Annotated in this window: 11 protein-coding genes, 1 tRNA gene and 1 pseudogene; 3 read left to right on the top strand and 10 right to left on the bottom strand. The window is 53.9% G+C overall.

Annotated features, from left to right (window positions below; genetic code table 11):
• From B3Z49_RS15215 to ccsA, 5 genes and pseudogenes are all read right to left on the bottom strand, one after another.
• Positions 1 to 803, bottom strand: a pseudogene (locus B3Z49_RS15215) (two-component sensor histidine kinase); the annotation flags it as partial.
• Complete coding sequence (gene ntrC / locus B3Z49_RS15210) at positions 800 to 2,248, bottom strand: nitrogen regulation protein NR(I) (RefSeq protein WP_008891087.1); 1,449 nt, start codon at positions 2,246 to 2,248, stop codon at positions 800 to 802. The pseudogene B3Z49_RS15215 and the gene ntrC, both read right to left, overlap by 4 nt.
• A complete protein-coding gene (locus B3Z49_RS15205; RefSeq protein ID WP_008891088.1) occupies positions 2,245 to 3,390 on the bottom strand; it encodes a two-component system sensor histidine kinase NtrB in 1,146 nt (381 codons plus the stop codon). The genes ntrC and B3Z49_RS15205 overlap by 4 nt, the downstream gene beginning before the upstream one ends.
• 56 nt (positions 3,391 to 3,446) lie before the next feature.
• Positions 3,447 to 4,457, bottom strand: coding sequence for a tRNA dihydrouridine synthase DusB (gene dusB, locus B3Z49_RS15200; protein ID WP_296992404.1), 1,011 nt, complete (start codon positions 4,455 to 4,457; stop codon positions 3,447 to 3,449).
• Positions 4,458 to 4,732: 275 nt separating this feature from the next.
• A complete protein-coding gene (gene ccsA, locus B3Z49_RS15195) occupies positions 4,733 to 5,539 on the bottom strand; it encodes a cytochrome c biogenesis protein CcsA (RefSeq protein WP_063089477.1) in 807 nt (268 codons plus the stop codon).
• A gap of 116 nt (positions 5,540 to 5,655) precedes the next feature.
• Between ccsA and B3Z49_RS15190 the strand changes: the two genes are divergently transcribed.
• Positions 5,656 to 6,861, top strand: a complete 1,206-nt coding sequence (locus B3Z49_RS15190) for a bifunctional 2-C-methyl-D-erythritol 4-phosphate cytidylyltransferase/2-C-methyl-D-erythritol 2,4-cyclodiphosphate synthase (RefSeq protein WP_296992401.1) — start codon at positions 5,656 to 5,658, stop codon at positions 6,859 to 6,861.
• Positions 6,862 to 6,944: 83 nt separating this feature from the next.
• Here the strand turns inward: B3Z49_RS15190 and B3Z49_RS15185 are convergent, their stop codons facing one another.
• Positions 6,945 to 7,508, bottom strand: coding sequence for a septation protein A (locus tag B3Z49_RS15185; protein ID WP_296992399.1), 564 nt, complete (start codon positions 7,506 to 7,508; stop codon positions 6,945 to 6,947).
• Positions 7,509 to 7,571: 63 nt separating this feature from the next.
• Positions 7,572 to 7,928 carry a divalent-cation tolerance protein CutA gene (gene cutA, locus B3Z49_RS15180; protein WP_296992398.1) on the bottom strand — a complete coding sequence of 119 codons (357 nt, stop codon included), beginning with the start codon at positions 7,926 to 7,928 and terminating at the stop codon, positions 7,572 to 7,574.
• Between the two features lie 103 nt (positions 7,929 to 8,031).
• Here cutA and B3Z49_RS15175 point away from each other — a divergent pair, with 103 nt between their 5' ends.
• Together B3Z49_RS15175 and B3Z49_RS15170 are read left to right on the top strand one after the other, a co-directional pair.
• A complete protein-coding gene (locus B3Z49_RS15175) occupies positions 8,032 to 8,277 on the top strand; it encodes a hypothetical protein (protein ID WP_064781426.1) in 246 nt (81 codons plus the stop codon).
• 118 nt (positions 8,278 to 8,395) lie between these two features.
• A complete protein-coding gene (locus B3Z49_RS15170) occupies positions 8,396 to 8,974 on the top strand; it encodes a histidine phosphatase family protein (protein WP_296992396.1) in 579 nt (192 codons plus the stop codon).
• 46 nt (positions 8,975 to 9,020) lie between these two features.
• Here B3Z49_RS15170 and B3Z49_RS15165 read toward each other — a convergent pair.
• From B3Z49_RS15165 to B3Z49_RS15155, 3 genes are all read right to left on the bottom strand, one after another.
• Positions 9,021 to 9,097, bottom strand: a tRNA-Pro gene (locus tag B3Z49_RS15165).
• 68 nt (positions 9,098 to 9,165) lie between these two features.
• A complete protein-coding gene (locus tag B3Z49_RS15160) occupies positions 9,166 to 9,648 on the bottom strand; it encodes a MerR family transcriptional regulator (RefSeq protein WP_064781428.1) in 483 nt (160 codons plus the stop codon).
• Between the two features lie 12 nt (positions 9,649 to 9,660).
• Positions 9,661 to 9,951, bottom strand: coding sequence for an integration host factor subunit alpha (locus B3Z49_RS15155; protein ID WP_008891097.1), 291 nt, complete (start codon positions 9,949 to 9,951; stop codon positions 9,661 to 9,663).
• Between the last annotated feature and the right edge of the window lie 152 nt (positions 9,952 to 10,103).

Raw genomic sequence — 10,103 nt, 5'->3', positions numbered from 1 at the left:
ACCAGCAAGAAGGCATCAATAAAGCTTGGGATTTTGGCGATTGCGCGGATGCGGTTATCGCTTGAACCGATCATCAGAACGACGTCTTTCTGACGTGCTTCGTCAAAGACTTCCGGTGGCACAGAAACCTGATTGGTATCGTAGGAAAAACTGTATTCGGATTGGGCAATAATCTGACCGGAACCGTCCACCATCATCACTTCCGGCAACCCGCGCGCCAGTGCCTGGTCGGTCAGAAAGTTCGAAATGCGGTCCGGACTGGTCGAAAAATTGACCCCGAAACGCTGCAAGTCACTGGTGGTTGCCAAGGCATCCGCGCGGATCAGTTCCTGATGTTCGCGCAAATAGGCATCGGCAATCACCATACTTTCTTCAACCGCCGTTCTGATGCGGTCGCTAAACCAGCCCTGAATACCGAAATGCAGGAAAAGTGCCGAGAATATCGCAACCACAATCGCTGGCGTCACTGCCACCAACGAAAACATCAAAACCATTCGGGTATGAAGCTTCGCCCCGGCAACTCCGCGCCGGCGTTCCACCCAGATCTGGACAAGCTTGCGCGCCACAAGCGTCGCCAACAGCAACACCAACACAAGGTCGATATTTAGCAGCAACAAAATCAGCCGCGGATCAGGCCGGAATGGCGCCGTCCCCGTCATCGCCAGATAGGTCGCCGTTACCGAAACAAGGGCAGCCGTAACCAATCCGAACGCAAAACGCCGTGACTGTCCCAGCCGCCCCAGAAACCGTACAAAGCCCGACCGCAAGAACCGGTTGGAGATCGAACGGTCGGTATTATTCATTTCGTGCCCCTGACGACTTCCAATCCAAGATCACGGATTTTCTTACGCAGCGTATTGCGGTTAAGGCCAAGAACCTCTGCCGCCTTGACCTGATTGCCCCGCGTTGCTTCAAGTGTCACATTCAGAAGCGGACGCTCCATTTCCCGCAAAATGCGATCATAAAGACCGTTTGCAGGCAGATCGTCATCATGGGCATCAAAATATTCGCGAACGTGGCGTTCGATCGATTCTGAAAGCGACTGTGGTTCCGCAGTCGGAGCAGCTTCGCTGATATTATTCTCGGAAAACTCGGTCTCGATGACATCAACACCGATGACATCATGCGAATAAAGTGCCGTCAGGCGCCGCACCATGTTTTCAAGTTCGCGGATGTTGCCCGGCCAGCGGTGCGCTTTTAGGCGCGCCATCGCTTCGGACGACAGCGTTTTACGCGGAAGACCTTCCTCGCTGGCCTGCATCAGGAAGTGATTGACCAGTTCCGGAATGTCTTCCAGCCGTTCACGCAGCGACGGTAGACGGATCGGCACGACATTCAGGCGATAGAACAAATCTTCACGGAACGTGCCTTCGCGGATCAGCTTGCGCAAATCACGGTGGGTGGCCGCAACAATGCGCACATTGACCCGAATGGGCGTACGCCCGCCGACGCGGGTATATTCGCCTTCCTGCAAAACGCGAAGCAAACGGGTCTGCGCTTCAAGCGGCATATCGCCGATTTCATCAAGAAACAGCGTGCCGCCCTCGGCCTGCTCAAATCGGCCGACCTTGCGCTCGTTTGCACCGGTGAAGGCACCTTTTTCGTGGCCGAACAGCTCGCTTTCGATCAATTCGCGCGGGATGGCCGCCATGTTGATGGCAACAAACGGACCATGACGGCGTCCACCATATTCATGCAGTGCGCGCGCAACCAGCTCCTTGCCAGTACCGCTTTCCCCGGTCACCATCACGGTCAGGTCGGTATTCATCAGCCGCGCCAGCGCACGATAAATTTCCTGCATCGCCGGTGAACGGCCGATCAGCGGCAGGCGATCATCGCCCTCCTCATCCTCGGACTTACCGGTTTCATTTGCCTGCGGCGTCTCAAGTGCGCGATCAACAATCCCCATCAACTCATTAAGATCAAATGGTTTTGGAAGATATTCGAACGCACCGCGCTGGGCGGCCTTTACTGCCGTCATCAGCGTATTCTGAGCACTCATGACAATAACGCGAAGGTCCGGGCGCAGCTTGCGAATGCGCGGCACCATATCCAACCCGTTCTCGTCAGGCATCATCACATCGGTAATCACCAGATCGCCATCCCCATCGGCGATCCAGTCCCAAAGTGTGCGGCCATGGCCAGTACTGCGGACTTCGTGTCCCTGACGCGACAATGCCTGCGTCAGGACAGTGCGAATGGCCCGATCATCGTCGGCAACCAGAATTCTCGCAGGGCTCGTACTCATGCGGTTTCTTCCCTGTTATTGATTATGATCGGATCAGCGGCCCCCTCGGCCAATGCCCGATTGTAAATTGGCAGCATGATTTGAAACTCTGCACCTCCCCCTGGCACATCTTTCACTTCAATCACACCGCCATGGTCATTGATAATTTTCGCAACCAGCGCAAGGCCAAGTCCTGATCCGGTCGGTTTTGTCGTCACAAACGGGTCAAACAGGCTTTCACGCATGTCTTGCGGAATACCCGGCCCGTTATCACGCACCGACACCACCAGCGGCAGATGAACGCGCGCGTCACCGCCCGCCACGGCAAGGCGGATACCATGCTGATAGCGGGTCGAAATGGTAATAACCCCATCCTTTGGATCGACCGCCTCACCGGCATTCTTGATCAGATTCAAAAACACCTGAACAAGCTGATCGCGATTGCCGAATACCGGCGGCAAGGACGGATCGTAAATTTCTTCGAATGTCAGGTTCTTGGCAAAGCCGTTTTCCGCCAGACGACGCACATGCTCCAGAACCGTATGGATATTAACAGCTCCGCGCTCCAGCGGCTTGTCAGAGAAAATCTCCATCCGGTCAACAAGCTCAACAATACGGTCGGCTTCATCACAAATAAGGCGTGTTAGCACGCGATCATCTTCGTTGCTGGTTTGCTCAAGCAACTGCGCAGCACCACGAATACCCGAAAGCGGGTTTTTGATTTCATGCGCCAGAATGGCCGCCATGGCACTGACAGAGCGTGCAGAATTTCGGCTCAGCAACTGGTTATCGATCTTTTGCGCGATCGAACGCGGCTCAAAGGTCAGAACTGCACAATCACTGTCATCAGGCATGGACCCGACGGTAAGGTTAACCGTGTGCTTGCCGATTTTGGGGCTTTCGATCAGCAGATTATGATCGGCAACCAGGGTTGCCTCATCAACGGCCTGTCTGATCAGGGAAAAAACCGGGCTGTCCTGCGGGATGAAATCCGTCAGGTCACTGCGGCACAACACGGCGGCACTGGTGTTAAACAGTTGCTCGGTGGCCTGATTGACAAACTTGATTTTGCCATCCCGGTTGGCCACGACAACAGCACTCGCAATCGCGTTCAGAACGCCGGTCGGGTCGACCCCATTGCCTTTTCCAAATCCCAGTCTCATGCATATCTTCCCCGACAACAGTTTTTGACCGTCGCCATATTATTGTTATGAGGTAATCAGGCTGCTGCCTGATCCAGTTTGATTTCGTTTTCGATCAGCGGTTCGTAGAATGACCGGATTTGATTTTTGACTTCGGCCGGGTCATCCAACACATTGACAACGCGACGAAATTCCGTCGCATTGCGCAGGCTGTTGCAATACCATGCCAGATGTTTGCGTGCGATCCGCACACCCTGACGGCCATGATGATCAATCATCGCATCATAGTGACGCAGGATGGTCTGAAGCTGAACTTCGAGTGTCGGCGCCGGAAGCTTTTTCCCCGTCGCAAGATAGTGTGACACCTGTGCAAGGAACCACGGGCGCCCCTGTGCGCCACGTCCGATCATGACCCCGTCGGCACCGGATCGCTCAAGCAGTTCCTTGGCGTCTTCTTCGCTGTTTACATCGCCGTTGCCAAGAACCGGAATTGAAACTGCGTCTTTGACCAATGCAATCGCGTCCCAGTCGGCATCGCCCTTATAGAACTGGCAGCGCGTGCGCCCATGAATGGTCAGCATCGCAATCCCCAGATCCTCGGCAATGCGGGCAAGCTTCGGGGCATTGCGGTTATCATCATCCCAGCCAAGACGCATTTTCAACGTCACCGGAACAGACACCGCCTCCACCGTAGCCTTGATAATATCGGCAGCCAGCTTTTCATCACGCATGAGTGCCGAACCGGCATAGCCCTTGGTCACCTTCTTGGCCGGGCACCCCATATTGATATCGATGATCATGGCCCCGCGGGCCTCGTTCATCTTGGCCGCTTCGGCCATTTCTTCGGGTTCGGTACCGGCAAGCTGAACTGAAAGCGGGCTTTCAGCAGCACAATCGCCGTGCATTTTACGGACTTCTTTTTCATGCCGCTGGATGCGGGTCATGGCATCAGACGCAATCATTTCGGACACAACAAGATGTCCGCCAAACTGGCGGACCTGTTGTCGAAACGGAAGGTCAGTCACACCTGACATCGGTGCCAGCACAACATTCTCTGGCACATGTACAGAACCGATCTGCAATGACATGAAGGAATTCCAATTGCCTAAAACTTGGGCAGATTAATAAAACTGGCCACGACATGCAACAACTCTCAGCCTGTTGATGCAATTATCGTTGTTTCAAACCTGAAAATTCTAGGAAAATCCGACGAAAGTTCAACATTGCCGGGACTAACCATCCGATCAGGAATGCTTGTACATGCCAGAATAATGACTAGCAATTATGCATACATCAAAAGGATGATCGTAAAAATTGAGCAAGACACAATCTGGCAGGGCTATATGGTCGTCCTGCTTTCGGGCTAGCCGATAATATAGCCGGTTACCAACCGAACGCCCGGAAACGCCAAGGTCAAAAGCAACCAGGCGCCAAGAACGAAGCGCACGGCCATGCGTCCGCGCAAGGTGGAGCGTTCATGGATAAAGATCAGCACACAAATGGTCGCAAAACCCAGCAAGGTCAGCAGCATCTTGTGGTCGATTTCCCACAGGCTCTGACCTTCAACATACCGAAGCGCAAAGCCCGAAATGATCCCGATGATCAGGATCCAGGCCGACCATTTCAAAAAACCGACCAACATGTATTCACTGTCGCGCAGCGGCGGCAGACGTCGGCTCCAGCGGGTCGGCTTGCGTTTTTTCAGGGCGTATTCCTGAACGACATAAGCCATCGCGGCAATCGCTGCCAAAGTCACAAGCGCATAGGTGATCAGTGAGCTGCCGATATGCGCCCAAAGCCAACCGGAATAAAGCGCAGGCCCATCCACGGTTTCAGCAACGTTGTTACCAAATACCCGGAAGACCGCCGCCAAAACCGCGAAAAGAAGCAGATAGCCACCAATATACCCGGCCAATCGCCAGACCTGATGCGGGCCTTTGCAAATTACCAGCCCACCAAAAATCAGGATTACGGTTAGTTCCGACCAATGCAGGGCTGCGGCAAAGCCGCGGGACTGAACTTCCTCGCCGGTAACTCCCAGCAACACCATCGTGCCGACAGCTGCCAGACAAATGGATGCATAAAGCCAGATATCACGCCGTGGTTCAGGGCGCATGATCTGTCCGGTCAGGGGCAACAGGGCAAGGATATGGATATATGCTGCAAGCATCTTGAAACCCGTTTCAGTCTCCGGGATCAATCACGACCCCGATATTGCATTTGCCGACTTGGCAAAACCTCCGCAGAAAGATAGCCTGCGGCGCACTCACGACAAGCCATGGCTTTATGTTTATGACCCAAAAAACAGGCGTTGTCATCGTCGCTGCCGGCAGCGGTAGCAGATTTGGCGACCCGATACCAAAACAATATCACATGCTTGGCGGCAAAAGCATTCTTGCACATTGCATCGAATGCTTTGCACGACATACCGATCCCGACCTTATTCAGGTGGTCTATAATCCCGCCCATCAGGACTGGTATGAAAGCGCAACTGCGACCTTGGATAAAACCGGATTGCTCCCAGCACCAGTGCCAGGTGGTGACACCCGGCAGCAATCGGTTCTGAACGGATTGCGCGCCCTTGAGGCCAAGGGACCGGATATTGTTCTGATCCATGACGCCGCGCGCCCGGGGATATCCGATGATGTGATTGATCGGGTTATGACAGCGCTTCAGACCCATCCGGGGGCGATACCCACCCTGCCCGTTGCAGACACCATCAAGCAGACAGATCGGAATGGCGTCATCACCAAAACGATCCCACGCGAAACCCTGCAACGTGCGCAGACCCCACAGGGGTTTGATTTCAAAACGGTTCTCGATGCGCATCAGAAATTCGAAGGCCAGGAATTCACCGACGATGCAGCGCTACTAGAGGCCATCGGGCTTGATGTGATCTGCGTTGCCGGGACCACCAACAATGACAAGATCACTCACCGGGATGATTTTGGCCGGGCACAAAGCTGGGCAAATACGACAGACAAGGAAACAGCGCACATGTCGCAAGAAGAATATCGGGCTGGCACCGGATTTGATGTTCACCGCTTCGCGCCCGGGGATCATTGCATCCTTTGCGGGGTAAAAGTCCCGCACAGCGCACGCCTTGAAGGCCATTCCGATGCCGATGTCGGCCTGCATACCCTGACCGATGCCATTTTGGGCGCGATTGGTGCTGGCGACATTGGCCAACACTTCCCGCCAAGCGACATGCAATGGAAAGGAGCGGCGTCCGACATCTTCCTCAGACATGCGGCCGATCTTGTTCGCAAGCGTGGCGGCCGGATTGTGAATGTTGATGTGACGCTCATCTGTGAACGTCCGAAAATCGGGCCACACACCCCGGCAATGCGTCAAAAAGTCGCGGAGATTCTTGGGATTGATTTGGACCGTGTCAACGTCAAGGCCACCACGACCGAACGACTTGGCTTTACCGGGCGCGAAGAAGGCATCGCCGCACAGGCGGCCGTCAGTGTTGCCCTTCCGATCAACTGATCAACCGCGAAGACCAACAAACAAAGGGCAGGATCAAAATCCTGCCCTTTTGCATTTCAAGGCTACATGCGCGCATCAGAAACTTAGGACGCGGCCTTGTCGCCCTCTTCTTCTGGCAACTGGTGCTTCATTAGCACCGGCACCTGCGCCATGCCAAACACCATGGTGATCGGCATAATGCCCCAGACCTTGAAAGCCACCCAGGTATCGGTCGAAAAATTGCGCCAGACGATTTCATTGACCACGGCAAGAAACACAAAGAAGAACGCCCAACGCCAGGTCAAGATGCGCCAACCTTCATCGGTTGCCTTAAACGCGCTTTCCAAAACCAGCTTAAGGAACAGTTTTCTTGCTGCCAGTCCGCCAAACAGGATGCTGGCAAACAGCAAATTCACAATCGTCGGCTTGATCTTGATGAACAAATCATCATCGAGATAAAGCGTCAGGCCACCAAACACGATGACAAACACCCCACCGATCAGCGGCATCACCGGGATGGTTCGCGCCAGCGCGTATGACGTCGCAAGCGCGACGACGGTGGCGGCGACAAACACTGCCGTTGCTGTCATCAGGTTGGTCGTTGCATTCACCGCAAAAAACAGGACCAACGGCCCCATTTCGAGGGCCATTTTGGTAAGCTGGTTCATTAACTCGTATCATCCCATGGAATAAATTTGCGCCATCCTAGGGGGCATGCCCACCAGATGCAATCACATCAGCCGTGATCCGGATCCCAATTGGGTTTGCAGCCATGAAACATAATCGTGATTGCCACGCCCCAACGAGAGCTCAAGAATACAGGGGACCTCATAAGGGTGGTGATCTTCGACCCATTGCGCCAATTCAAGCGCCTTGGTTTTTGACGTTTTCAGAATAACCACCACCTCGGTTTCTTCCTCAACATCGCCATCCCATTCATAGATCGCAGTCATATGAGGCAAGACATTGGCACAGGCCGCCAGTTTTTCACGAATAGCACCACCCGCAATCACACGCGCCATATCCATGTCAGGCACCGTAACATACAGAAATGACATCTCACTTGGTTGGAACTCTTCTGGCGTCATTGCGATTGCTCCATGGTTGATAATCCGTCACACTGATCAGGGTCAGGACCTAACATCCGATGTTTGTATCACCAATCATATCATAACGGTGCGAGGAGTACCGATGACGGGGAAAAAACATTCGAAACCGACCGATGTGCAGCTTGAATGGCTGCGCCGTGGTCTTAGCCAGCCCGGTGGCAAATTGCCGCTTTTTGACGGCAATGGCAAACAGATCAGCGAAAAAACGGTTCGAAGCTGTATTGATCATGGCTGGGCGGCACCGTGGTTTGACAACCCTGTCAAGCCCGATTGGCTGATCTGCAAGCTGACCGACGAAGGGCGTCGGGTCGCCAGTGCGGGCAATTAACGCACGCTCCCCCTAAGCTTGGCCTGCCAAAGCCGCAAAATCCTGACCGATCTGATCCGATCCCGATGATTGCGGGTATCAGACTCATCTTGCTGATGGCAACAGATGGGTAAAGATCATGCCGATATTGCTGCGAAATATGTTCCGGGTGGTTACTGTTCTGGGGGCATTACTGAGCCTTCCGCAGGCGGCCGCCGCCTCCGACGAAGCATGGCAAATCTGGCAGTCTGACGGTGTTCATGCCCTGATGCGTCATGCCATTGCGCCGGGCACCGGCGATCCGGCAAACTTCACCCTTGGCGATTGCACGACACAGCGCAATCTGGACGACAGCGGCCGCCAACAAGCGCGTCAAACCGGCGATCGCATCCGTGAGATGAGGATTAGCTTAACCTCAATCCTGACAAGCCAGTGGTGCCGCTGCGTTGATACCGCGCAGTTGCTTGATCTTGGCCCGGTAACCGAGGCGCCAGCACTAAATTCCTTTTTCCGCAATCGCAGCACAGAAGCGGCTCAGACCGCCGAAATCAAAGCAAAGCTTGCCAGCCTTTCCGGTGATGAGAAGCTGTTGCTGGTGACCCATCAGGTAAACATCACCGCCCTGACCGACATTTTCCCGCGGTCGGGTGAGATCATTCTGTTCAAGATGTCTGATGACGGTACGGAACTGGACGTGCTTTCACGGCTGATGCCGTAACATCCCAAGACGCGAAATTTCGCAATAATATTAAAGGGGAATTAATTGGTCGGAGCGAGAGGATTCGAACCTCCGACCCCCTGCACCCCATGCAGGTGCGCTACCAGGCTGCGCCACGCTCCGACCGTAGAGTTGCGCCGTTTGGCGCGGCTCGATAAATAGCGGCGCCACGCCAAAGACGCAAATGGTTTTTATGGATTTTTTTTAACGTCCTGCAGGCCTGTACGCAGGATCGCCTGAAGTTCTTCGAGTTCGCCCAAAACAGCTTTCAGCGCTGTTTTGTCCGGACCGGAGACACTGGTCATTCCAGACACAGTGGAACCAGGCGCCATATCCGATGCGCCCGTCTCTGCGTCCTGCCCGGTTACAGCAATTTCCGATGGCAACTTGCCCTTGTTCTGATCAAGGAGCTTTTGAACCCCCTTGATCGTAAAGCCCTGGTCGTGCAGCAGCGTGCGAATATGGGCGAGGAAATCAATGTCTTCTGGACGATAATAACGTCTGCCCCCTGCCCGTTTCATCGGCTGGATCTGGGGAAACTTGGATTCCCAGAACCGCAGGACGTGCTGCTGAAGACCAAGCTCCTTTGCAGCCTCGCTAATTGTGCGAAAAGCAGAGTCAGACTTTGCTGTCCGGCGGGAAGTTCCCGCCGCAGCCCCCAAGTTCGTTTTCATGACTTCTTTTTCTTAAGCGTTAATTCGGGCTTTCAGGACCTGTGAAGGCCGGAAGACAAGCACCTTACGCGGAAGGATCGGTACTTCTTCACCCGTTTTCGGGTTTCGTCCGATACGCTGACCTTTTTGACGAACAGAGAAACTTCCGAAAGAGGAAATTTTTACAACTTCGTCCTTGATCAGTGCCGATGAAATTTCATCGAGAACAGTTTCAAGCAGCTGGGCGGATTCATTCCGCGACAGACCAACTTCCTGATAAACGGCTTCCGCGAGATCCGCACGGGTAATCGTTGTTTCCGACATGACAGGCCGCCTCCTAATTACGGGACTTAATTTACAAGGCTATATCTGGTAGCGAAATCACTCAATATCAACAGGATACAATGCTTTTTGACGGAATGTTGTGAAAATTAAGAATTTCACGTGAATTTGTGTCATTCCGCACAAATGGTCCG

This window comes from Thalassospira sp. UBA1131, assembly GCF_002311515.1.
GTDB lineage: Bacteria > Pseudomonadota > Alphaproteobacteria > Rhodospirillales > Thalassospiraceae > Thalassospira.
This window is presented reverse-complemented; position numbering and strand designations above follow the sequence as displayed.